This is a genomic window from Klebsiella sp. P1954 (assembly GCF_018199955.1).
Lineage (GTDB): Bacteria > Pseudomonadota > Gammaproteobacteria > Enterobacterales > Enterobacteriaceae > Klebsiella > Klebsiella pneumoniae.
The window spans coordinates 254,761-278,542 of sequence record NZ_CP073373.1 but is presented as its reverse complement, the minus strand read 5'-3'; the positions used below and the strand labels follow the sequence as shown (position 1 = coordinate 278,542).

Genomic DNA, 23,782 nt, shown 5'->3' with positions numbered 1-23,782 from the left:
GCTTGCTATGCCACTGGTCACCACAACATTTAATCAAAAGACGCTCATTCGGATTGCTATGGTAATCGCTTTTGTCCAGTTTACTAATGCGCTGGAATATATGATGTTCAGCCCTGTTTTTACATTTATGGCTGCAGATTTCGCTGTTCCCGTCACCTTCTCAGGCTATGTATCCGGTATGTACACATCTGGAGCCGTCCTGTCGGGAATTATCGCCTTTTACTGGATTGATCGTTGCAATAAGAAGCATTTTTTAATCGCTAATATGGTACTGCTAGCCATGGCGACACTGTTGACGACATTCACTACCAGTTTTCCTCTTCTTCTTACATTGCGCTTCTTCGCAGGACTGGTTGGCGGTACGACAATGGCTGTGGGGATCACTATTTTGATAAACCACACACCGGCTGACTTGCGCGGAAAAATGTTGGCGACGGTGATTGCGTCATTTTCGATGGTCAGCATCGTGGGGATGCCCGCTGTACTATTTTTGTGTACTCATTACGGTTGGCATGTCGCGTTGTGGTTAATTTGTACACTGTGTTGGTTGGCATTGCCACTGATCGTCTCCATCATCCCTCAGGATCCCGTCACTTTCGACACGTCCCACGCGCTGCCCCTCGATGTAGATACTTTACTGTTTGCTTCCGGTAATGCGCTGGTACAGTTTAGTCCAATGCTGATCATTCCTGTCCTGGCGCCATTAATGACGCAGCTGTTGGGGGCTTCTCAAGGTCTGCTGCCCTGGTTGTTCTTCGGCGGGGGCCTGGCGGGGTATCTGTCTACCAGAATGACAGGCGCATTAACCTCTCGTGTTTCTGCTTTGAGTTTGGCGACCGGGTCGACCCTCGTTTTTATCCTGAGCTTACTGATACCCGTGATGGGCTATCCGCATCCAGCGCTATTTATTACGTTATTTCTCGGCGCAGCTTACAGTCGTCTGGTGTCATCGTCGGCGGTGACGATTCAGTTTCCTGATAACAAGCAACGAGCGGGATTCTCTTCATTACAGACATCCATGATGTATCTGATGACAACTGCCGCATTTTTCCTGTCTGCTTTTTTGTTACCCGACCATCGCATGGCGCTACAAAATATGGATACGCTGTTGGCGGTATGTGCAATTACCGCATCAGGAACCCCAATTATTGTCATCGTTTTGCAAAAGAAACTGGCTAAACGTACGTTCGAGCCCGATCGTTTCACCACTGAGTAGTACTCCACGGGTTGCTCATTTTTTAAGGCAAAAACAGGGGCATACGCCCCTGCGTGACTACCGCCGACTCATGGCCAGCTTCGCGGCAAACAACAGAAACAGGCAGCCGGTCGTTCGGTCCATCCATTTCACTACGGCCGGTTTTTTCAGGATGCCGGCGGCATAGCGAGTGGCGGTAATCAGCGTTAACGACCACAGCGTCCCTATCAATACATGGATGGTGACCAGGAGAAAGGTCCAGCTGATCGGTGAATGCCCGGCAGGGATAAACTGGGGCAAAAACGAAACGTAGAAGACGCCCATTTTGGGGTTAAGCACATTCCCCAGCATCCCACGCAGGAACCAGTTACTCGTGGAATCTGATTCGGCCGGGTGGGTGTTAAATTGCTGGCGCGGGCGCAGAAGCAACTGGATGCCCAGCCAGCAAAGGTAGCCCGCTCCGCACCATTTCAACAAGGTATAAGCCAACTCAGAAACCGCCAGCAGCGCCCCTAAGCCAAAGGCCACCACGGCGCCCCAAATAAAGCATCCGAGATCAATGCCTAACGCGGCATGCAAGGCTTTGCGTCCACCTTCAGCGGTCGCCGTGCGCAGGATGAGCGCGGTATCGAGACCTGGCGTCAGGGTAAGCAGTGTGGCAGCGAGGGTGTATGCAAGAAGTGAATCAGTGACGAGCATTTCCTGTCTCCGAAAGAGACAAGGCTACTGAAGGGTTCACATTTTTGCAACAAAATTATTTCCCCTGATCTTCTGCTTACCCTGCTCCATTTTACTTCGGGGATGACAGATGCAAAGAGTAGCCCATGACTAAGTAATGCTTAGTCATGGGCTGATGTTCTTACAGGAAGAGCTTAATGTTGATTTAAAATAACCCTGGGATACGTTAGCTCACTTTAATATCATCCAGGTCGATATCCTCTTCTTCGTAATCATTATCAACAATCACGTCGCGAGGGATATCTTTTTTGATGACGGCATAGACCGTGGCGGTAACAACGATATTCACCAGCAGGGCCATGATGCCTGCCATCGGATGTGACATCGTGGGGATCATCAATACTCCGCCAAAAGGAACCGTCGCATCCGCACCATAGACCATGGTGACCGCCCCGCCGCACGCGCCGCCGATAGCCGCCGCCGCGATACCGCGCACAATATCATTCATGACGATCGGAATAGAACCCTCAACGATATTCACAATCCCCATCGGAACCGCTGATTTTAAGGTTTCCACTTCTTCACGGTTATAGATATTTTTACGCAGCAGTTTGGCAATAAAGAAAGCCAGGCCAAATCCGATAGGCGTAGCGGTGTTAACTAACTGAAGTGCGGTAATGGGTTCATTTATCCCCTGCGCCTGCAGGGTCAGCACGAAAGCAAAGCATGTCTTATTTAGCGGGCCGCCAAAGTCAACAATACACAATGCGCCTATGACTGCGCCTAACACCAAATTCGACGACGTGCCCATGCTTCTCAGGAAAGACGTAAGCGCTTCCGTAAAGATACCGATAGGCGTACCGATGATATAGACCATAATCAGGCAGCTGATAATGGAGGCAAAAAAGGGAACGATCAGCGTCGGCATCAACCCGCGGGCCCAGTCAGGCACCTTGACGTTTTTAATGATCGCCAGCGCAATATACCCCGCAATATAGCCACCAATCATCCCACCGATAAAGCCTGCGCTTATAGTATTCGCCGCCAGCCCGACGACAAATCCTGGCGCGATGCCTGGTTTGCCGGCGATCGAGCCAGATATTCCCACGGCAATCACCACCGGCAACAGCCCAAGCGCCTTGGCGCCCAGGGTGGCCATTGCCTGCCATACATCAAATTGCCCCGGCGTTAAAGTGTCCTGCACCGTTCCGCCAAGCCCCATACCGATGGCGATAATAAACCCAGCACCACAGACAATGGGGATCAGAAATGAGATAGCGGTCAGCAGATGTCCTTTAGGATTTGCTGCTTGCCATATTTGTTTTAGAGACATAAATTACGCCCTTAAGTATAGAGTCAGCAGGCCGAAATAAAATTATGAATTGACTATTTCACTGAGTTTTTCAATCAGTTTATTGGGGGATTTCACTGCCGTTTCCGTGGCGACTTTGACCACTTTCTTACCCGCAAACCGTTCTTCTCCCGTCACTTTAACATCCGCGGCAAGCAGAACAATATCTGCCATGGCAATCTCATCAGCGGTTAACTGATTCTCAATGCCGATGGTTCCTTGCGTCTCGATTTTAACGTTATGTCCGGCTTTTTTAGCCGCAGTTTCAATTTTCTTTTGCGCAATATAGGTATGTGCAATCCCCACCGTGCAGGCGGTAACGCCGACAATATTCATAATGTTTCTCCGTTAATTAATTTAATAAATTACAAATCGATATTAGCAAGTTGGTATTAAGCATCGGCGTTTTCAGTTTCTGAATTGAAAAGCGCAATGATTTTATGTGGATCAGATTCAACAAGTAATTTAGCGATAATGTCTTCATCCGCCAGTGACCCAGACACTTGTGCCAACAGGCGAATATGGGTGGCATTTTGATCCACCAGGCAAACCACAAATAAAATAACACAGCGGACATCGCTGCCATCCATGGTCTCCCAGGGAATGGCATGTTGCGTGCGTCCGATGGCTAATGCGGTACGGGAAACACCGGAAGATTTACCATGTGGAATAGCGATATGGTTTTCAAAACCGGTAGAGCCTAGCTCCTCGCGTAACCAGACATCACGAATAAAGTCTTCCTTATTGGTGACGGCGCCATCCTGGATAAGTAAATCGGTGAGTTCTTCTATCACCTCTTCTTTGGTTCTGGCGGTCATATTTAACTTGATGTTTTTAACATTAAGCACTGTCGAAATATCCATGATTCACCCGCATTCATATAGAGTGGTCGTTAAATAACAAACCAGCATCGCTGGCGTGATGCAGATCTTTTAAGGCTTATTCAAATACACACTGTGGTTCGAAGAGAGATAACCCGTTATGCAGCGACAGTTTCCCGTTGGAAGATCTCGATCATTCTGTCCCACGCCTGGCTGACATCCTCATGGAGCGAAAACAGACCCGATGTGCCGACGATAAAGACATCTACCCCGGATTCAGCAATCTGACCGAAGGTTTTCTCATTGCAAGAGCCATCAATTTCCGTCAGATAGTGATAACCATTATTTTTGCGCATGTTGATGAGCTTTCTAATCTTGTTCAGCGACTCAGGAATAAACTTTTGTCCGGCATAGCCAGGGTCAACCGACATGACCGTCACTTTATCCAGCAGATGCGCATATTCGGCAATGCTTTCTGCCGGTGTCGCCGGGTTCAGCACCACCCCGCACTTTTTGCCCGCATCCTTGATCTGATTCAGCAGGCGGAATATTTTGTTATTCGCCGTCTCGGGATGAAAGCTGATGATATCGGCGCCGGCCTCGAGACACATTGGAATGATATCTTCCGGATGATTCACCATCAGATGAACATCAATGGGCACAGTAGTAATTTTTTTCAGATTCTCAATAAAAAAGGGAGACAGTGTGATATTGCGGACGTAATTGCCATCCATTATATCAACATGGTAAAAATCCGCTTTTTTATTCATTGCCGTGATCTGCTCTTTGAACTGCGTTAAATCCATGCACATCAGTGACGGTGAAAATTTAGCGCTCATAAACCACCTCCGATAAATAGTTAGTTAAACATTGCGATGATATGACCCAGCACGATGCCGACAACGCCAAAGTCTGCGTCTCCAAAGGTTGTGGAGCCCAGTCCCATATCCCCCATCATGGGCAAGAGAATGGCAGGCAGGAACGAAATGAGCAGACCGTGAGCAAAAGCCCCTACCACCGCCCCGCGACGTCCGCCGGTAATGTTGCCGTAAACCCCCGCTGTGGCCCCGCAGAAAAAGTGGGGAACCAGGCCCGGGACGATGACGCTCAAGCCGAACAGCGGGCAGAGGAACATACTGACCAGCCCTGCGACAAAGCTTGCGAGGAAGCCGACGATGACGGCATTCGGAGCGAAGGGAAACACCGTCGGACAGTCCAGCGCCGGCTTCGCGTCTTTAACCAGTTTGTCCGCAATCCCTTTAAACGCTGGCACAATTTCGGCAATCACCATCCGAACCCCGGCGAGGATGATATAAACTCCTGCAGCAAACGTGAGGGACTGAATAATGGCGAAGATAATAAAGTTCTGACCAGCGCTCAGGGTCTCCTCGACAAAGGATTTGCCCGCAACGAGCACCAGCACCAGAAACAGAATCATCATGGTGAGAGAGATGGCCACCGATGAGTCGCGAAGGAAATTGAGCGACTTAGGTACTTTGATCTCTTCAATCGAGGGACTACCTTTACCAATAATTTTGCCCACCAGCGCGGACAGCAGGTAGCCAATAGATCCAAAATGCCCGAGCGCCAGATCGTCGGTGTTGGTTATTTTACGGGTAAACGGCTGCAAGATAGCCGGGGAGATGACCATCATCGCACCGAGAATAACCGCCCCGATGGCCACCACCCATCCCCCTGACAAGCCCCCTACAGACAGGATAACCGCCAGCATCGCAGCCATATAAAGCGTATGATGTCCGGTCAGAAAGATGTACTTTAATGGCGTTAGACGCGCCAGGGCGATATTGATCAGCATGCCCAATACCATAATGGTGGCGGTTTCCGTGCCGTAATTCTTCTGCGCCAGAGCGGCCATGGCATCAGTGTTGGGCACCACGCCCTGAATATGGAAAGAATGTTCAAATAACTGGCTAAAGATGGTTAACGTATAGGCTATAATACCGGCGCCGGCGGTCAATATGACAAAACCCATGATGGTTTTCAGCGTGCCTGAAATAACGTCTGAAATTCCTTTTTTTTGCAACAGCAGACCGATCAGTGAAAATAAACCAACCAGTATCGCCGGTGTTCCTAGCACATCATAAATAAGAAAATGAAGCATGTTAAACTCCACGAATCAGATAGCCGTTGCTTAAATGTTTTCTGCTAAAATTTCTTTAATTTTATTGTTATCAAGTAAATTACTTAATCCAACGACCTTTGCAGAGTGACTGCTAAGATGTTCTGCAATGTCTTTGGCGCTAAGAATAAGATCGGCAGTTTCGCTTTTTGCCGACGTCAGGTCGGTATGTGCGACTTCAGCTTCTTTATTCATTTCGGCAAGGATCTTTTTGACATTCATTTCAACGATGAAGCTGCTGCCCAAACCATTACCGCACACGATAAGCACTTTTTTCATTCTGTTTTCCTTCAGTCAATAACGGCCTGAATCGCCTTGCTATCATCGGCATTTAACAATCGGTGTAACTTTTGCTGATCGCTAAAGATTTCAGCCAGTTCACCGATCATCGTGATATGTTCATTCCCGGAACGAGCGCATAGCATGATTACCACGTATATCGGATCGTTCTCTTCCGAGCCGAACGACACCCCTTCTTTAATATGAAGAAGCGATAATCCATTTCTTAATACCCCCTGTTCAGGACGGGCATGAGGCATCGCCAAGCCGGGAGCTAATACGTAATAGGGCCCAAGCTCTTTATGGCTTTGCAAAATCGCCTCAATATACGACCCGGCTATATACCCTTGCATCAGCAAGGGTTCTGCTGCAAGTCGAACGGCATTTTCCCAGCTATCTATTGAGTTAATGACTTTGATTTTATCCGGGGTTAACCAGTCTCTGATCATAATCTCTCCCGAGGGGGTCTATGTGCTGCACTATAAACAGCTAAATAAAATGCAACTGTGATACACCTCCCAAAGTTAGCGCTAACAAAGAAAAATGTTAAAAAGTGCGTTACCGCTAACACTGGCTATAATGTGCTTTCCCCCTCGCTGTGGTAAGTTATAATGCGATTCGCAGATATACTTTCGTTATATTTTATTTTTCAAACGGTTGGTGATTTTGGTGAAGAGTTTAGACGCGGACGGTAGCCCGAAAGAAAAACGACGTAAAGGAACGGGTAAGATAACCCTGACCGAGGTGGCTGAGTTTGTCGGTGTGAGCGCCATGACCGTCTCGCGAGCGCTGAGAATGCCTGAAAAAGTGAATCCTGAGCTTCGCGATCGCATCGATGCGGCCGTCAGTCAACTCGGCTATGTCCCTAATCTGCAGGCACGTAATCTGGCGTCGGTCCATTCCGATCTTATTCTCGCCGTCGTTCCCACCTTCTCTTCGCCGGGTTTTTTGCCGGTCTCTGAAGCGCTGCAAAAAGTGCTGACCGAACGCGGATATACCATGATGTTTATGGAATCCGGGCATGACGGTCAAAGTGAACAAAAGACGTTTGAAAAAATGCTCGCCTATAACCCGGCGGCCATTATTCAGTTCAATATCGATACCATTGAGAGCTGCACCCAGTTGCTGGCCAACGTGGATGTTCCTATTCTGGAAATTGGCGCGCTAAATACCCACCCTGTGGGTATGTGCATCGGCGTGGATTACGGTAAGGCCGTAAAACAGATCGTGACTCATCTGGCCGACGCCTCATTAAAAAACATCGCACTGCTCTGTACCCCGGCTAATAACACAATGTTTCGCCAGTTGCTGAGCGGTTGGAATACGGCGATGCTCGCTCTGAACCGCTCCCCGCACCGGGTGGTAACCACGCATTTGCCATCCACCATCGCCACAGGCGTCAATATATTCAAGGATATGATGATTACCTGGGGCGATCTGGATGCGTTAATTTGCACGTCGGATGAAATGGCCTGTGGATGTATGATGGCCTGCCACAGTGCCGGCATCAAGGTGCCCAATACCGTAGCCATTGCGAGTTTAGGCGGAGGAGTGTTATCGACAGTCTGTTCCCCTGCCCTGACAACCGTTGAGTTTCCCTGGCATGACATTGGGGTGAAAGCCGGTAAAGCTCTTCTCGAACTGCTTAACGATAAGCCTGGTGAAAAGTTCATTGAAATTCCGTCAGTGCTCAAAGTCCGGGCCAGTACCGCGGCATGAACTTAGTATAGGGCGATAAGGCTTCCCCTATCTAGTATCTGTGTGTGGTAGCCAGGGTTTCTACCAGGAAGAATGTCTCTCTGCGAGAGTCCATACAATAAATGCCCAGCTCATAAAGCAAAAAAAAGTCGGGACAGTAGCGTTTTTTCGCTACTAAGCGGGTAAACCGCCAGCCTCATTTCCCGTTTATCTTGCCAGCCGCCCCAGGCGGTGATTTCGTAGCCTCGACCCGCCTGGGCGGCTTTGCACTGAAGTCCGTCTAGCGCCAGTCCAGGATATACGATGTCTCCTACGCCAGTTAGCAGGCAAAGCGCACCGCGATAATTCATTTGCACCGCCCTGGTGCCGCACATTCATCATGCCGCCCCCCGTCAGACATGCCCTCATTACATTAACTATTTGAATATAAAAAATTATTTTATATGGCACGTTTAATGCTCTTCGCTTGTATACCGCGATGTGGACAAGATCGTATGCCGTATGGCCACAACACGTCGTCACTCTGCGGTCGCCACCTTCCCCTTTCCGTGAGGCATCCAGGGTGGATGCGTTTCACGGAAGCCTGCTTACTGAAAACGGAGAACAACATGACGACACTCAGTGAACCGTTGGTTACCCCGAAATATGGCAAATGGCGCCAGCTGGTGCTGGGTTTGATCTGTATGGCCGCCATTTCCAGTCCGCAATATGTCTGGACGCTGTTGACAAAACCCCTGGCCGCTAAACTGGGCGTGGGTTTGCCAGAATTGCAAGTCACCTTCTCGCTGCTGATCATCCTGCAGACCTTCTTTTCCCCTTTTCAGGGGCGGTTAGTGGAAAAATTTGGCCCGCGGCGGCTGATCGCTATTGGCACGGTGATGGCGGGAATGAGCTGGGTGCTTTCCGCGCAGGTGAATGGCCTGGCAACGCTCTGGCTGGTTTATGGCTGCATGGGCGGCCTCGGGACCGGGATCGTCTACATCGGCGTTGTCGGCCTGATGGTCAAATGGTTCCCACAGCAGCGGGGATTTGCCGCCGGCGCGGTGGCGGCGGGCTACGGGATGGGGGCCATCATAACCACCTTCCCCATCTCCCTGTCGCTGACCACTAACGGCCTGGAACACACGATGACGACTTTCGGGATCCTTTTCGCCCTCGTCGGCTTCCTCGCCAGTCAGGGGCTGAAGCTGCCGCCCCCTGCTGTCTCCCAGCCCGTCAGTCAGACGGTGGTGCAGAGCAGCAGATCGTTTACTTCCCGGGAAATGCTGCGCCAGCCGCTGTTCTGGCTGATGTTCGCCATGATGGCGATGATGTCGACTTCCGGGCTGATGGTCACTTCGCAGATGGCGGTGTTCGCCGAGGATTTCGGCATTAGCCAGGCGGTGGTGTTTGGCATGGCGGCGCTGCCGCTGGCGTTAACGATAGACCGCTTTACCAACGGCTTAACCCGGCCGCTGTTTGGGTTTATTTCCGACCGCTTCGGCCGCGAGCAAACCATGTTTATCGCCTTTGCGCTGGAGGGGGTAGCGATGATGCTCTGGCTGGCGTGCCGGGAAGATCCGCTGCTGTTTGTCCTGCTCTCCGGGGTGGTGTTCTTTGGCTGGGGGGAGATCTTCTCGCTCTTCCCGTCGACGCTCACCGATACGTTCGGCAGCGAGCATGCCGCCAGCAACTATGGCTGGCTGTATATTTCGCAGGGCATCGGGTCAATCTTTGGCGGTCCGCTGGCGGCACTGCTCTATCAGCACACTCACGGCTGGCATGTGGTCTTCAGCTGCGCGATTGGCCTTGATTTTGTCACCGCCGCCCTCGCGCTGTGGGTGCTAAAACCGTGGCGCGCGCGCTTTATCCGCCAGCATAGCTAATCGTCCGCCGGGCAGAAGTGACGGCTCGCCCGTCACTTCACTGATATTCGCTACGCAACAGCGCGTACAGGTACTCATCGCCCCACTCGCCTTTAAAAAAGATATTCTGCCGGTAATGCGCCTCGCGACGAAAGCCCAGCCCTTCCAGGAGTTTGATCGCGCCGGTATTGCGGGTGTCTACCACCGCTGTCAGCCGGTGGTGGGCTAACTGTTCAAAGAGTAAGGCCATCACCGCCCGCATGGCTTCCCGGGCATACCCCTGATGCTGATACGCAGGGGAAAAGGTCATCCCCAGCTCGGCTTGTCTGCCGTGATCTAAGAAGTGGATCCCCACATCTCCCGCCAGCGCACCGTTGGCCTGAATCTCTACGGCAAGCTGGAACCAGCTCTCATCCTCAGCAAAGGCCTGCGAACGCTGTTGTTCATAGAAGGCTGTCGCCTCTGTCATGCCGTAGTGGGTCCAGCTCTGAAAGCGGGCCACCTCCGGCAGATTGCGATAATGGCTGAAAGACGGCAGATCTTCCGTTCTGAACCGGCGCAGCAGCAGCCGGGGCGTGGTCAGGGGTAATTTCATCTCTTCTCTTCTTCTCAATGAGACGGGCAATGGCGGGGCCATCTTAACCTGCGCAGCCTCAACCCAGCCATCGCACTTCCTTGTCAATTTAATATAAAGTTAAATTTCGATATTAAAATTTCACAAACCGATAAAACATTACAATAACAAATACGAAAAACAGGGGAACAAGCCAGAGAGGCGTCTCTGGAAAAAAGAGCCCTTGCGCCACGGCGAAGAGGATGGTCAGTACAGCTGGGCCATAATAGGAAATTAACGACCTGAATATTCTTCGCAGCAATCTTTTAATAAGATTCATCATAGTTATCGGATCATCCTGGTAATGATGTCTGTAATACCCTCATTCGATGCCTGTCCTGCTGTAACCGTCTCAGACTTCAGAAATAATGCCTATCAGAAAGTACATCATTCACAGCTTATGAGTATAAAGGTCCGAATAATACGCCGGTTCAGAAACATAAGGACATGACTTGTGTATGTCTACGCAATCTTGTTTTTATTGAGGGAACCGACGCCGCATAAACCGCGGCTAATTTACTTTTTGCCCGTCTGGCGGCAAGATCCGGCATAATGCACCGCTGTCGCAGGACGGCCGTGTCACCGGCAGTCGTGACAGCGAACATTCGACAGGAAAACGCATGAAGCCAAAACAAGCGGACATTCTCCGCCACGCCAGCACGCTGTTTAATCGCGAAGGATATCAGTCGCCCAGCATCGAGCGGATTGCTGAACATGCTGGCATCTCCAAAATGACCTTCTACCGCTATTACGCCGATAAAGAGGCGCTCATTCTGGCTATCCTCAAGCAGAAAGAGAGCGAATTTATGCAGGATTTGGCGCAGATCACCGCGGATAAAGCCAGCGCGCGGGAAAAGCTGTTCGCCGTGTTCGACTACTACCATCGCTGGTTTACCTGCGAAACGTTCCACGGCTGCATGTTTACCCGCGCGCTGTTTGAATATGGCGCGTCATCGCCGGCGATCCAGGAGCAATGCTCCCGATTTAAGTCGCTCCTCTGGCAGTTCTTCCGCGATATCCTCCTGCAGGTGTTAAAACCGGAACCTGCCGAGCGGGTGGCCATGATGATGGTGATGCTCATCGATGGCGCCATCGCCGCCCAGCAGGCCGAGTCCGCCGAATGCCGGGAGATCCCGCCAGGGGTGACCGCCTGGAGCGCGGCCAAAGCGCTTATTTACTCAGAAGGCGGTACGCTGTGAGATGATAAGCTGCCGCCCAGCGACTGCAGGGCCGCCAGCAGACCATCATAGTAATCGTTGCAGGTTTGCAGACGCAGCGCGGCGCCAAAGAAGACCTCCTCCATCGCCGCCGGATGTTTTTTGCCAATCGGCACAATCACATTGTTCAGCCAGCCATCCGCATGACCGATGTCGACCGTGATATGTTCGGCATAGTAATGCACGTCGCGCTCGGAAAGCCCAATCCGCCGACAGCCCGCCACCAGTTTTTCATACTGCGGCGGGTCGAGCAGCTCGGTCATCGCCATCACGCCCAGCGATTTGTAATAATGCTGACGGTTTACGCCGCCCAGCATAAAGGCGTTATACCCGGCCAGCCCCTGCCACTCGTACAAATGGGCAAAATGATTGTCCGGCAACGCGATATTCCGCCGCTTCAGTAAATCCTTATACAGATTAACGTGGGTGATCTCGGTGCTGCCCTGGCCTATCTCATCCCACAGATTTTGCGCAATCTCAGCGCGGGTTTCCGGCAGCGAGCCCACCAGCCCCATCGCCACCAGATCGAAGAAAAGCAGATTGAGGGCGCTGTCGCTTTTGAAGAAATAGTCGATTTGCGCCGCAGAGGCCTCGCTGGCAAGGAAATCGAACAGCGGATGATGAGACGCCGGGTGCTGCTGGCATAAGGCGCGCAGTTCGTCGACGATATTGCCGGCGTTAAGCATTGGTCTCTGGTGGTGGAAGCGTTTGCTTTCCGCCCGCAGCCACTCAGACTCGATGTAATTTCTGATCCCGGAAAGCAGCGGATGAAACTGATTGGCAGCCGCTGGCGAGAGCGGGTCGGCAAGCCAGGACTGATAGAGAATGAACAGCGCGTGGTGCGCACGCTTTTTGGCCTGTGGATCGTCAGCGGAGAAGGCGCGGATGCAGGTATTCTCAGTGAGATGCCAGGCTCTGTCGGCCACCAGCGGGTTGGCCGTCAGCTTCAGCGACAGCGCGTTGCTGTGCAGAAGCTGGTCAATTAACTCATCCAGCGCCAGCCTGGCCATCACCGCGGTCTGGTCGCTTCCAATCACCCCATTATCTGTGTTACGCATGATTTATCCCTGTGAAATACATGGCTACTATACGGTATAGTACCGTCCATAATGCGGCAACGTAAATTTCACACGTGCTTTCAATTTACTGATTATCAAAGAATTTAAATGAATACAATAAAAACCACTAAAATATTATTGATATTATAAAAACAATAACATTACCATTCAGTACAGTGACAAACGACACAAGGAACCATCATGCCTTATCTGTTACTGACGCTGGCGGCTCTGTTCTGGGGCGGGAATTATGTTGTCGGGCACGTGCTGGTGCAGGGCGTGGATCCGATCCTGATGACCGAAGCGCGCTGGGCGCTGACGGCGCTGCTGCTGGGCCTGCTCTACCGACGGCAAATCGTCGGCAGTCGCCACCTGCTGCGGGCAAACGCCCCGGCGGTGGTGGTGCTCACCCTCTGTGGCCAGGTCAGCTTCCCGCTTACGCTCTATATTGGCCTGCAAACCACCTCCGCGCTCAACGCCGCCATCTATATGTCCGCCACGCCGAGCATGGTGCTGTTGATTAACCGGCTGATTTTCCGCGACCCGGTATTAGGGCGTAACTGGCTCGGAGTGGCTTTTAGCACCCTCGGCGTGATGATCCTCTTATTTCAGGGAAATCCGCTGCACGCCGCCTCTCTGCACACCTTTGCCATCGGCGACCTGTGGGCGATGGGGTCGGCGCTGAGCTGGGCGCTCTACTGTTCGCTGTTACGTCTGAAGGACCGCCGTATCCCGGCGAATGGCTTTGTCGCCGTCAGCTCGCTGCTCGGCGCCCTGATCCTGGTGCCAATCGTCATCTTCTGGCTGATGCGCCACCCGGCGCAGGACTGGGCAGCCTGGCGCGAGCCGTTTTTCCTCAGCGGCCTGGCGTATCTGGTAATTTTCCCATCGTGGCTGGCCTATTTGTTCTGGAACAAAGGTATCGCCACCATTGGCGCCACGCGGGGCGAAATTTACACCCACATCATCCCCCTCTCCGGTGGGGTGTTGAGCATCCTGTTCCTGCATACTCAACCGCAGGCCTGGCATCTGTTTAGCGCGCTGTTCATCATGGTGGGGATTGGGATCTGCTCGCTGGAGAAACGCCAGGCGGCGTCTATTCGTCTGCGTGACTAATGTATGCGACCGGGCGCCTGGCCACGCCCGGTCACAAAAGTTAACGGCTGGTGGAGAGCGGCTGGTGATGTCCCGCTCCTGCGGATTGGATCACCCGGCCTTCGCGACCAAAAAAGGTCAGGACGGTAATGACAATCGCCACCGTCCCGGCCACCAGGGCCATTGCCAGGCCGTAGTTATGCCCATGATGCTGGGCGATTGATGCCTGGAGAGTGGCATTCACCGAAGCCAGCAAATTACCCAGCTGGTAGACGAAGCCGGGCAGCACCGCCCGGGTGTTGGCCGGGACCAGTTCATTGAGCCAGGTGGGGATCACCCCCCAGGCCCCCTGGACCATAAACTGCATCAGGAACGCCCCCGCCCCCAGCGCCAGCGAGCCGCTGGCGAAAGCCCACAGTGGAATGACCGGCAGCGCCAGCAGGGCGGCGATCATAATCGCTTTGCGTCGGCCAATCTTCTCCGACAGCGAACCGAAGAACACTCCACCAATGATCGAGGCGATGTTATAGCAGACCGCGATGATGCTGACCGTTTTAGGCTCGAAGCCGTGCTGAACTTTCAAAAAGACCGGGTAAAGATCCTGCGTCCCGTGGGAGAAGAAGTTGAAAGCCGCCATCAACACCACCAGGTACAGGCACAGCTTCCAGTGGCTACGCAGTACCGGCAGCAGGGACGTACTCTCTTTATTCTGCCTGGCCGCCTGCCAAACCGGAGACTCCTCGACGCAGAAATAGATAAACGGCAGCAGCAGCACCGGCGCGGCGCCAATGACAAACATCCCGCGCCAGCCGAGTTGTTCAAACAGCAGCCCATAGGCGACGGCCGCCAGCAAATAGCCGAAGGGGTATCCCGCCTGGAACAGGCCGGACATCAGGCCGCGCGAGCGGTCGGGGATCGTCTCCATCGCCAGCGAAGAGGCCACGCCCCAGATCCCGCCCATCGCCACGCCGTACAGCACCCGCAGCAGGAAAAACAGCATCAACGACGGCGCGGCGGCGGAGAGCAGCTCAAAAGCCGAGAAGAACACAATGTTGAGCATCAGGATTGGTTTGCGACCAAACTTCTCCGCCGCCCTGCCGAAAATTAGCGCGCCGACGGGCCGCACGGCCAGAGTCAGCAGAATCGCCAGGGTGACCTCCTCAAGGTCGACATGAAACGAGTGGGCGATATCGCTCAGTAAAAAAACTAACAGGAAAAAGTCGAAAGCATCGAGCGTCCAGCTTAAAAAACTGGCTATCGCCGCATTACGCTGTCGTGAGGTCCAGCCGTGCATCTTGTCATCCCTATCCCGACGGCATTGCCGGGAGTGTGCGCGGCGTCCAGCAGAGCGAGCTGGGGTTACCGCTTGTGTAAATTGTTTGTATAGAAAGTTGCTCTTTTGTTAATTACACCCCTTTTACGACAATCGGCAAGTTTATTAGCATGCTAATTTGTTTCAAATTGCGTGTTCCCCTCACCGGTTCGGTAATTTTCGACCAGAATTAAAACCAGGTTCGCTTAAGCGAAGCGTCATCAATGCCGCATCTGCCCACAGGAAGGGAGAGAATCATGAAGAGAATTGCCATCGTCGGCATGGGGCCGACGGGGATTTACACCTTTTATGAACTGGTGAAGCGCGGTGAGCCGCTGGCCATCACTCTGTTTGAAAAAGAGGCGCAGGCCGGGGTGGGTATGCCCTACAGTGACGATAATACCGCGGCGCAAATGCTGGCCAATATTGCCAGCATTGAGATCCCCCCCATCGACCTGACCTACCTGCAATGGCTGCAGCAGCAAAGCGATGACTGGCTGGCGGCGCGCGGGCTTGAACGGCACGCCCTGCATGAGCGCCAGTTTCTGCCGCGGGTTATCCTCGGCGAATACTATCGCGACCGTTTTCTGTACCTCGTTGAGCGGGCCCGGGACGTCGGCTTTGTGATTAGCGTTTGTGAATCCTGTGAAGTCACGGATATTGCGGTTCAGCCCACCGGGATCGCCATCCACACCGATAGTGCAGCAGACCCGGTAATTGTCGACCTGGTGGCGATTGCCACCGGCCATCTGTGGCCTGAAGAAGAGCGCGCCAGCCGACAGTACTTCCCCAGCCCGTGGACCGGCCTGATGGAGGCCCGCATTGCCCCCTGTCGGGTGGGGATCCTTGGGACTTCATTAAGCGCGATTGATGCCGCCGTGGCGGTAGTGGCCCGCCACGGCGTTTTCCATACCGAGGACGACAAAACGCCCCATTTTTCCCTCCATCCGGGCAGCGAAGCGCTGGAGATCACCCTGATGTCACGCCACGGCGTGCTGCCGGAGGCCGATTTTTACTGCCCGATCCCGTGGGAGCCGCTGGAGATTGCCACTCCCGCCGCCCTCGAAGCGACCATTGCGGAGGGTAGCGACGCTCTGTTAGATCGGATTTTTGAGCTGATCGTTAAAGAGCTGGAATATGCTGCCCCCGACTGGAGCGAGGCGATCGGGCTTCGTCAGCTGACGCCTGACAGTATCGCCGACGCCTGGTTTGCCGACCGCCTCACCCATGACCCCTTTCAGTGGGCGCAGCGCAATCTGCAGGAGGTGGAGCGCAATAAGCGCGAACACCACACGGTGCCCTGGCGCTATGCCATTCTGCGCCTGCATGAGGCGATTGAAACCGTGGTGCCGCAGTTCAACGACGCGGACAGCCGTCGCTTCCGCCAGGGCCTCGCCCGGGTATTTATCGATAACTACGCCGCCATTCCGCCGGAGTCCATACGTCGGCTGCTGGCCCTGCACCGGGCTGGCATTCTGCGGATCCTGACGCTGGGCGAAGATTATGAGCTGCAGCGGGAGCCTGACCGGACGCTGATTGTTCATCATCGTCAGCGCTGCGAATTCGATGTCTTTATCGATGCCCGCGGACAAAAAGCGCTGAAAACCCGGGATCTGCCCTTCCCTTCACTGCGCCAGCAGCTGCTGGCCTGCGGCGACGACATTCCGGACGTTGGTGATGACTACACGCTGCAGGCGCCGGAGACAGTGCGCGGTCGGGTCGCCTTCGGCGCCCTTCCCTGGCTGATGCACGATCGCCCCTTTGTGCAGGGGCTGACGGCCAGCGCCGAGATTGGCAGCGCAATGGCCCGCGCCGTGTCGCAGCAGGCCGCCGGCCGACGGCGCCGTCTCTGGTATATCGAATAGCGGAGCGCTTAAGCGCAATATCCGAATACTGGGGGGGTGAACAGGCGTGCTATAAACAGCAACTGTCCGTCCCCTGCACGACCACGTTTAACATTTACGAGGTATTCATGAGTCATCTTTTTAGCGCGACGCGAATTGGTCAACTCACCCTTGATAACCGTATCGTTATCGCCCCGATGTGTCAGTACTCCGCCGACGAGGGTAAGGCGACCTCCTGGCACCGGATCCATCTTGGCCAACTGGCTTTCTCCGGCGCCGGCCTGTTAATTCTGGAAGCCACGGCGGTAGAGCCTGCGGGGCGTATCTCCCCGGGGGATCTGGGGCTGTGGGATGATGAAACCGAAAACGCCCTGCGCGGCGTAGTCGAAGATATTCGGGCCTGGTCGCCGATCCGTCTGGGGATCCAGCTGGGTCATGCCGGACGCAAAGCATCCTGCGCCGCCCCCTGGCAGGGAGGCCATCAGCTGGCGCTCAACGATGGTGGCTGGCAGACCGTCGCCCCTTCCGCCGTGGCGTTTCACGATGGCGATCGCGCCCCCGCGGAACTGAGCCATGCCGATCTGGCGCGCATCAAAGCGGCCTTCGTCGCCAGCGCGCTGCGCGCCCAGCGGCTGGGCTTTGAGCTGATTGAACTGCACGCCGCCCACGGCTATCTGCTGCACCAGTTTCTCTCGCCGCTCAGCAACCAGCGCCGCGACGAGTACGGCGGTTCGCTGGAGAACCGAATGCGCTATCCGCTGGAAGTCTTTAAGGCGATCCGCGAGGCAGTGGGCAACACCATGGCGGTGGGCGTCAGGCTGTCGGCTACCGACTGGGTCGAAGGCGGCTGGGACTGCGAGCAGTCCATTAAGTTTAGCCAGCAGCTGGAAACGCTGGGCAGTGACTATATTCACGTCTCCAGCGGCGGTTTGTCGCCGCAGCAGGCGATCACCGTTGGGCCGGGATACCAGTTGCCTTTCGCCCGCGACATTCGCCAGCAGGTAGCCATCCCGGTGATTGGCGTGGGGCTGATCACCGACCCGCAGCAGGCGGAAGCGGCGCTGGAGAATGGCGATGCCGACCTGATTGCCCTCGCCCGCGCGGTACTTTACGATCCGCACTGGCCGTGGCACGCAGCGGCCAGCCTTGGCGCCCAGGTCCGTGTGCCGTCGCAGTATTTGCGCTCGGAGCCGCACGGCCTGAAAGGCACCCTGCTGCCAAACCGTTGAACCCACGGCGGGCATAAAAAAGGGGTATCGTAAGATACCCCTGAGCAGGATGTTATTGCGGTCCATGTGCCGGGCGGCGGCGACGCCTTGCCCGGCCTACAAAAGGGTGATACCCGGTAATTGCGCAGCCAACCCGCCCCCTGCGTAGGCCCGCGCAAGCGCAGCGCCGCCGGGCAATCTATCAGGCTCCGCTCCCTATATTTCCGGGCGGCGGGTCAGGCAAACACCGCGAGTTACTGCTGTGCGGCAGGCGGCGCGGCGTTCTGTTTATCCTTCGCGATACTGTCCTGGATGGCTTTGGTTTTGCTCGCCGCTTCAGCCGAGAGCTGATTGGCGTCACCGATGGCGTTGTCTTTGATCTGACCCGCCTCTTTGACTATGCGGTCACTTTCCTGCTTTGCGTTCTGCTTCACCGCATCGGCCTGGGCTTTCGCCTGCTGGGCGATGGCGTCCGCCTTCTTGTCCGCCTCGGCCTTGATGGCGCTGGCCTGATCCTTCAGGCGATCGGCCTCGGCGTCAGCCTGGCTTTTCAGCGTATCGATTTGCTTATCCGCATCCTGTTTAATTGCCTGCGCTTTATCCGCCGCGGCATCCTTCATCTGCTCCGCATTATCTTTAGCCTTATCCAGTTTGTTATCAACTTTCGACGCATCGTCGCAGCCAAACAGGGTAAGGCACAGGGCGGAAGCGAGTAGTGTTTTATTCCAGAGTTTCATCAGCATTCCCTTACAGGTTAAGTCGTTATCCAGCTTTGTGATTCGTTGCATTAATAGCATTCACATTTTATATATAAACGCTCAGCCGATAGAGTCAAGGCGACAGCGCCGATTGTCAGTCCAGGGTCGCCACCAGCCCCTGCAGCCAGTCGGCAAAGACCCGAACCTTATGCGAGAGATGCCGGTGCGGATAGAGCAGCGACAACGGTCGACGCGGCGCCGGAAAGTCCGGCAAAACTTCCACCAGTTGCCCGCTGTCGATATAAGGTTGCAAAAAGAAACGCATCCCCTGCAGCATCCCCAGCCCCGCCAGCCCGGCAGCAGTAAAGACTTCAGAGTTGTCCAGCACCAGTTTACCGGGAATGGCGATCTGCCTGATGCCTTCCGGGGTCTGGAATCGCCAGGGCATAATCTGCCGGCTGCTGCTGTTCACCCAGTTCACCGCCAGATGCGACTGCAGGTCCTCCAGCGTCGCGGGCGCCCCATAGCGCGCCAGATAGCCCGGACTGGCGCAGGTGGTTAACGCCACCTCCCCCAGCGAACGCGCCACATAGTCGCCATCCTCAAGATCCCCCACCCGCAGCAGGCAATCCAGACCATCGCGCAGCATATCCCGGCGTACGTCGGAGCTGCTGAGGACAATCTCCACCTCCGGATGGGCCTGATAAAAATCCGGCAGATGCGGGATCACCAGCAGCCGGGCAAAGGCGATCGGCATATCAACGCGCAGCTGACCGCGGATCGGCCGGTCCGGCGCGAACGACTCCAGCAGATCGTCGGCCTGGGAGAGCAACGGTTTGCTGCGACGATAAAACTCTTCCCCCTCCGGCGTAAGATAAAGACGCCGGGTGGTGCGTTGCAGCAGCCGGACCCCGCTCTCCTGCTCCAGCTGCTGCAGTGCTTTGGTCACCGCCGGTCGGTGGATCTGCAAATTTTCCGCCGCCTGGGCAAAGCTGCCGGCATCGACGATTTCAATAAAAATTTTAATATTTTCAAACAGATTCATTTGCATGATGGCCCGCCTCCCACCTCTTCATCAGTTCACATTATTACTAATTTAATAATAGTGATGAAAGTTTTTTCTCATTTTTTAAAACAATAAAGACGCCTACACTGCCCTCATTGCCGCATCGCTGGGGCGAACAAATTTATAACTTATTAACATACAAGGAAAAATAGCATGCAACCTAACCGCGTCGCCCGCATTCTGGGTATTGAAAAACCGGTGGTCCAGGGGCCCCTCTCCTGGCTAACCGATGCTCGTCTGGTGGCGGCCGTCGGCAACGCCGGTGGGCTTGGCGTGCTGGGCCCGAACGCCGGACTGACGGCGGCAACCGCCGTCTCCACCCCGGAGGCCACCGCCGAGAAAATGCGCGAAGAGATCCGCAAAACCAAACAGCTGACGGAGAAACCCTTTGGCGTCAACCTGATCCCGACGGCGGAAAATGACATCTGGACGCCGGCGATCCTCCCGGTGATCAAAGAGGAAGGGGTTAAGGTGGTGGTCTACACCGGCTACGGCGACGGTTCGTTAAAACCGGCGCTGTTCGACGAACTGAAAGCCGCCGGGATCACCATTATCTATCGTGACATCAACCCGACGCCGGAGAACAGCCGCCGCGCGGAGCAGGCCGGAGCGGATATTATTGTCGCCACCGGCTTTGACGAAGGCGGCACGCTGCCGGGTACCGCCCTCGGGACCTTCACCATCGTCCCGCTGATCGTCGACGCGGTACAGCGGGTTCCGGTGATGGCCGCCGGAGGGATCACCGACGCCCGGGGCGCGCGCGCCGTTCATGCCCTGGGGGCGGAGGGCGTCTTCGCCGGTTCGGTATTTATCAGCACCATCGAAAGCCGGGTTCCCGACTCGGTGAAAGCGAAAATTGTGGCCGCCAACGGTCTGGATCTGCGCCTGTTCCGTACCCTACCGGACTACTACCGCGCGCTGCCCGGCAAACTGAGCGACACACTGGTGGCCATGGACCGGGCCGGCGCCTCCAGGACCGAGCTGGCCCAGGCGATGGGTGGTCTGCGCGGGATGCGGCTGGGCATGCTGGAGGGGAATACCGATGAGGGATATATCTCGGTGGGCGCGGGGATCGGCAACATCCATGCCATCACCTCCGTCGCCGAGGTGGTCAACCAGCTGGCGGTGTAAAGCCGCCAGCCGGGGCACGGTGACCGGCGCGATCAGGCGTCGGCCACCTTCTCTACCGCCCGGGAGAAAGCGTCGATAGCCAGCCCGACGTCGGCGGCGGTGACCGACTCCGCCGGGTGATGGCTGACGCCCCCCAGGCAACGCACAAACAGCATCGCCGATGGCCAGCGCTCGGCGATGGCGATAGCATCATGCCCTGCGCCGCTCGGCAGCGTCAGGGAACGCCCCTGCACCGCCACCACCGCCTCGCTCAGCACCGCCTGCAGGTGACTGTCGCAGGCGGTGGCGGCGATGCGATAATACTCCTCGGCGGCGAAACTCAGCTGGCGGCGCCCGGCAATGGCCTGCGCCTGCCCCAGCAGTTCCTCCAGCAGCGCCGTCAGCGGCGCATCCTGCGGGCCGCGAATATCCAGCGTCAACTGCACCTCGCCCGGTATCACGTTTACCGCGCCCGGCGCACAGCGCAGGGTGCCGACCGTCGCCACCAGGTTACCGCCGCGCTGCCGGGTCAGGTTTTCCACCTGCACCATCCATTCCGCCGCCGCGGCGAGGGCGTCCTTGCGATGAAGCATCGGCACCGTGCCGGCATGGCCAGCTTCGCCGGTAAAACGGCAGTTCAGCCGTCTGGCGCCGTTAATCGCCTCCACCACGCCGAGCGCCAGCCCCGCCTGCTCCAGGCACGGCCCCTGCTCGATATGCAGTTCCAGATAGGCGGCGATATCCCGCGGGTGACGGGCCGCGTGGGCGATCCGCGCCGGATCGAGTCCGGCATTCACCAGCGCCTGGGCGACGCTCACCCCGTCGGTATCGCACTGTGACAGCCAGCTTTCAGGCCAGGTGCCGGTGACGCCGCGACTGCCGAGCAGGGTGATGCCAAAGCGGGTGCCCTCTTCATCGCCAAAGCCGACGATCTCGATTGCCTTCGCCAGCCGTCGCCCCTGCTGGTGCAGACGCTGGACCACCTCAATCGCCGCCAGTACACCGAGCATGCCGTCGTAGCGCCCGGCGTTGCGCACGGTGTCGAGATGAGAGCCCAGCAGCACCGCCGGCGCGCCCTCCTGCACGCCTTCATAGCGACCGCAGATATTACCGACGCTGTCCTGCCATACCATCATGCCGGCGGCCTGCATCCACTGCCCCACCAGCTGGTTGGCCTGCAGATGCTCTGGCGACAGATAGACCCGGGTCAGGGCATCGGCGGTTTCGCTGAGGGCGGCCAGCCGATCGGCACGCGCCATCACCCGGCTGGCGGCCGCCTCTCTCTCCGCCTGCTGGCGGACGGTGTCACTCATAGGGTGGCCTCGGTGCGGTAGTGATCCCAGGCCGCCTGCATCGCCGCGCCCTGAGTGGTGGTGAACCTGAGGTAGTTCAGGACCGCTTCCAGCGCGCTGAGCGTCTGCATCACGCAGTCTTTACGCGCGTTATAGCCCATGGTGCCAATGCGCCAGACTTTACCGTGCAGCGGACCAAACGAGGTGCCAATTTCAATGCCGAAATCTTCCAGCATCAGTTTGCGTACCTGATCGCCGTTGACCCCGTTGGGGATCACCACCCCCAGCACGTTATTCATTTTGTGCCGCAGGTCGCCAAAGGTCTCGAGCCCCATCGCCTGGATGCCCTTCAGCAGCGCATCGCCGTGCAGTTTGTGGCGGGCGATGCCGTTGTCGAGTCCCTCCTGGAGGATCAGGCGCGCGCACTCCCGGGCGGCGAACAGCGCCGAGGTCGCTTCGGTATGGTGGTTAAGGCGCTCCGGCCCCCAGTAATCCATCACCATGCCGAGATCGAAATAGTTGGAGTAGATCATCTCGTCGACGCCATCGTGATGGGCATCGGTGCGGATCCCCTGCTCAATGCAGCGGCGGCGGCGGATGACCTCTTCCATCCGCGGGCTGAGGGTGATGGGCGAGGTGCCGGAAGGTCCGCCCAGGCACTTCTGCATCCCGGCGGACACGGCGTCCAGCTGCCAGGCGTCGGTTTCCAGCGGGTTACCGCCGAGCGACGCGGTGGCGTCGGTATAGAACAGCACATCGTGACGACGGCAAATCTCCCCCAGCTCCGCCAGCGGCTGCAGCATGGTGGTGGAGGTATCGCCCTGCACGGTGAGCAGCAGGCGCGGCCGCACGCGCTTGATCGCATCCTCAACCTGATCCGGCGTAAAGACCTCGCCCCACGGCACCTCGATGGTGTGCACTTCTGCCCGGCAGCGACGCGCGATCTCGCACAGCAGATGACCAAACCGGCCGAACACCGGCACCAGCACCTTGTCACCGGGACGGATCGCCGACAGCAGAATCGCTTCGATCCCGGCGCGCGAGGTGCCGTCGACCAGCATCGTCCAGCGATTTTCGGTGCGAAACACGCCGCGGTAGAGCGCCATGACTTCATTCATGTAGTGGGTCATCGCCGGATCGTACTGGCCAACCAGCTGGCTCGACATGGCGCGCAGCACGCGCGGGTCGGCATTGATCGGCCCCGGCCCCATCAGCAGGCGCTGCGGCGGATTAATTTGCGAAAACTGAGTGATATCCATCTGC

25 protein-coding genes are annotated in these 23,782 nt (G+C 55.9%); 8 read left to right on the top strand and 17 right to left on the bottom strand.

The genetic code is table 11. From position 1 onward, the window contains the following. The first annotated feature begins 7 nt into the window (after positions 1-7). On the top strand, positions 8-1,216 hold the full coding sequence (locus KB890_RS01405) for an MFS transporter (RefSeq protein WP_004176142.1): 1,209 nt from the start codon (positions 8-10) through the stop codon (positions 1,214-1,216). A gap of 57 nt (positions 1,217-1,273) precedes the next feature. Here KB890_RS01405 and KB890_RS01400 read toward each other — a convergent pair whose 3' ends face one another. From KB890_RS01400 to KB890_RS01365, 8 genes are all read right to left on the bottom strand, one after another. Next, positions 1,274-1,894 (bottom strand): LysE family translocator, encoded by a 621-nt coding sequence (locus KB890_RS01400; protein ID WP_004179920.1) that lies wholly within the window; start codon positions 1,892-1,894, stop codon positions 1,274-1,276. Between the two features lie 205 nt (positions 1,895-2,099). After that, a complete protein-coding gene (locus tag KB890_RS01395) occupies positions 2,100-3,206 on the bottom strand; it encodes a PTS fructose transporter subunit IIC (protein WP_004179921.1) in 1,107 nt (368 codons plus the stop codon). A 42-nt stretch (positions 3,207-3,248) separates the two neighbouring features. Beyond that, complete coding sequence (locus KB890_RS01390) at positions 3,249-3,560, bottom strand: PTS fructose transporter subunit IIB (RefSeq protein WP_004179922.1); 312 nt, start codon at positions 3,558-3,560, stop codon at positions 3,249-3,251. Between the two features lie 56 nt (positions 3,561-3,616). Continuing rightward, complete coding sequence (locus tag KB890_RS01385; protein ID WP_094932907.1) at positions 3,617-4,087, bottom strand: PTS sugar transporter subunit IIA; 471 nt, start codon at positions 4,085-4,087, stop codon at positions 3,617-3,619. 116 nt (positions 4,088-4,203) lie between these two features. Beyond that, positions 4,204-4,884 (bottom strand): D-allulose 6-phosphate 3-epimerase, encoded by a 681-nt coding sequence (alsE, locus tag KB890_RS01380; RefSeq protein ID WP_004179925.1) that lies wholly within the window; start codon positions 4,882-4,884, stop codon positions 4,204-4,206. 20 nt (positions 4,885-4,904) lie between these two features. Then, positions 4,905-6,167 carry a PTS ascorbate transporter subunit IIC gene (locus KB890_RS01375; RefSeq protein WP_004176135.1) on the bottom strand — a complete coding sequence of 421 codons (1,263 nt, stop codon included), beginning with the start codon at positions 6,165-6,167 and terminating at the stop codon, positions 4,905-4,907. A gap of 30 nt (positions 6,168-6,197) precedes the next feature. Then, on the bottom strand, positions 6,198-6,464 hold the full coding sequence (locus KB890_RS01370; protein ID WP_004176134.1) for a PTS sugar transporter subunit IIB: 267 nt from the start codon (positions 6,462-6,464) through the stop codon (positions 6,198-6,200). An 11-nt stretch (positions 6,465-6,475) separates the two neighbouring features. Beyond that, positions 6,476-6,913 carry a PTS sugar transporter subunit IIA gene (locus KB890_RS01365; protein WP_004179927.1) on the bottom strand — a complete coding sequence of 146 codons (438 nt, stop codon included), beginning with the start codon at positions 6,911-6,913 and terminating at the stop codon, positions 6,476-6,478. Positions 6,914-7,130: 217 nt separating this feature from the next. Here KB890_RS01365 and KB890_RS01360 point away from each other — a divergent pair, with 217 nt between their 5' ends. Beyond that, the gene (locus KB890_RS01360) at positions 7,131-8,183 is read left to right on the top strand and encodes a LacI family DNA-binding transcriptional regulator (protein WP_004151868.1); all 1,053 of its coding nucleotides are present in this window, start codon (positions 7,131-7,133) and stop codon (positions 8,181-8,183) included. A gap of 110 nt (positions 8,184-8,293) precedes the next feature. Here the strand turns inward: KB890_RS01360 and KB890_RS01355 are convergent, their stop codons facing one another. Further along, positions 8,294-8,512 carry a hypothetical protein gene (locus tag KB890_RS01355; RefSeq protein WP_020325054.1) on the bottom strand — a complete coding sequence of 73 codons (219 nt, stop codon included), beginning with the start codon at positions 8,510-8,512 and terminating at the stop codon, positions 8,294-8,296. A 216-nt stretch (positions 8,513-8,728) separates the two neighbouring features. Here KB890_RS01355 and oxlT point away from each other — a divergent pair, with 216 nt between their 5' ends. Beyond that, positions 8,729-10,027, top strand: a complete 1,299-nt coding sequence (gene oxlT / locus KB890_RS01350; RefSeq protein WP_004176133.1) for an oxalate/formate MFS antiporter — start codon at positions 8,729-8,731, stop codon at positions 10,025-10,027. 37 nt (positions 10,028-10,064) lie between these two features. On the opposite strand, the gene KB890_RS01345 is transcribed toward oxlT, so the two are convergent. Both KB890_RS01345 and KB890_RS01340 read right to left on the bottom strand, forming a co-directional pair. After that, positions 10,065-10,643, bottom strand: a complete 579-nt coding sequence (locus KB890_RS01345; protein WP_014907574.1) for a GNAT family N-acetyltransferase — start codon at positions 10,641-10,643, stop codon at positions 10,065-10,067. 70 nt (positions 10,644-10,713) lie between these two features. After that, entirely contained in the window at positions 10,714-10,902 is a 189-nt protein-coding gene (locus KB890_RS01340) for a hypothetical protein (RefSeq protein ID WP_002905214.1), read from the bottom strand. Between the two features lie 337 nt (positions 10,903-11,239). Here KB890_RS01340 and KB890_RS01335 point away from each other — a divergent pair, with 337 nt between their 5' ends. After that, entirely contained in the window at positions 11,240-11,818 is a 579-nt protein-coding gene (locus KB890_RS01335) for a TetR/AcrR family transcriptional regulator (RefSeq protein ID WP_004179930.1), read from the top strand. Here the strand turns inward: KB890_RS01335 and KB890_RS01330 are convergent. Further along, a complete protein-coding gene (locus tag KB890_RS01330; RefSeq protein WP_004148409.1) occupies positions 11,794-12,894 on the bottom strand; it encodes an iron-containing redox enzyme family protein in 1,101 nt (366 codons plus the stop codon). The two genes, KB890_RS01335 and KB890_RS01330, sit on opposite strands and share 25 nt — an antisense overlap. Before the next feature lie 201 nt (positions 12,895-13,095). Between KB890_RS01330 and KB890_RS01325 the strand changes: the two genes are divergently transcribed. After that, entirely contained in the window at positions 13,096-14,010 is a 915-nt protein-coding gene (locus KB890_RS01325; RefSeq protein WP_004179932.1) for a DMT family transporter, read from the top strand. 40 nt (positions 14,011-14,050) lie between these two features. Here KB890_RS01325 and KB890_RS01320 read toward each other — a convergent pair whose 3' ends face one another. Continuing rightward, positions 14,051-15,283 (bottom strand): MFS transporter, encoded by a 1,233-nt coding sequence (locus KB890_RS01320; RefSeq protein ID WP_004179934.1) that lies wholly within the window; start codon positions 15,281-15,283, stop codon positions 14,051-14,053. A gap of 275 nt (positions 15,284-15,558) precedes the next feature. On the opposite strand from KB890_RS01320, the gene KB890_RS01315 reads away from it, so the two are divergent. Beyond that, positions 15,559-17,166, top strand: coding sequence for an FAD-NAD(P)-binding protein (locus KB890_RS01315; RefSeq protein ID WP_004179935.1), 1,608 nt, complete (start codon positions 15,559-15,561; stop codon positions 17,164-17,166). A gap of 107 nt (positions 17,167-17,273) precedes the next feature. Next, positions 17,274-18,374, top strand: coding sequence for an NADH:flavin oxidoreductase/NADH oxidase (locus tag KB890_RS01310; protein ID WP_002905225.1), 1,101 nt, complete (start codon positions 17,274-17,276; stop codon positions 18,372-18,374). Positions 18,375-18,607: 233 nt separating this feature from the next. Here KB890_RS01310 and KB890_RS01305 read toward each other — a convergent pair whose 3' ends face one another. Beyond that, positions 18,608-19,141 (bottom strand): hypothetical protein, encoded by a 534-nt coding sequence (locus tag KB890_RS01305; RefSeq protein WP_004179939.1) that lies wholly within the window; start codon positions 19,139-19,141, stop codon positions 18,608-18,610. A 64-nt stretch (positions 19,142-19,205) separates the two neighbouring features. Then, the gene (locus KB890_RS01300) at positions 19,206-20,096 is read right to left on the bottom strand and encodes a LysR family transcriptional regulator (RefSeq protein ID WP_004218747.1); all 891 of its coding nucleotides are present in this window, start codon (positions 20,094-20,096) and stop codon (positions 19,206-19,208) included. A gap of 174 nt (positions 20,097-20,270) precedes the next feature. Here KB890_RS01300 and KB890_RS01295 point away from each other — a divergent pair, with 174 nt between their 5' ends. After that, positions 20,271-21,248 carry an NAD(P)H-dependent flavin oxidoreductase gene (locus tag KB890_RS01295; RefSeq protein WP_004179941.1) on the top strand — a complete coding sequence of 326 codons (978 nt, stop codon included), beginning with the start codon at positions 20,271-20,273 and terminating at the stop codon, positions 21,246-21,248. A 32-nt stretch (positions 21,249-21,280) separates the two neighbouring features. Here the strand turns inward: KB890_RS01295 and hpxK are convergent, their stop codons facing one another. Together hpxK and KB890_RS01285 are read right to left on the bottom strand one after the other, a co-directional pair. After that, entirely contained in the window at positions 21,281-22,540 is a 1,260-nt protein-coding gene (hpxK, locus tag KB890_RS01290; RefSeq protein WP_004179943.1) for an allantoate amidohydrolase, read from the bottom strand. Beyond that, entirely contained in the window at positions 22,537-23,778 is a 1,242-nt protein-coding gene (locus KB890_RS01285) for a pyridoxal-phosphate-dependent aminotransferase family protein (protein ID WP_004179945.1), read from the bottom strand. The genes hpxK and KB890_RS01285 overlap by 4 nt, the downstream gene beginning before the upstream one ends. Between the last annotated feature and the right edge of the window lie 4 nt (positions 23,779-23,782).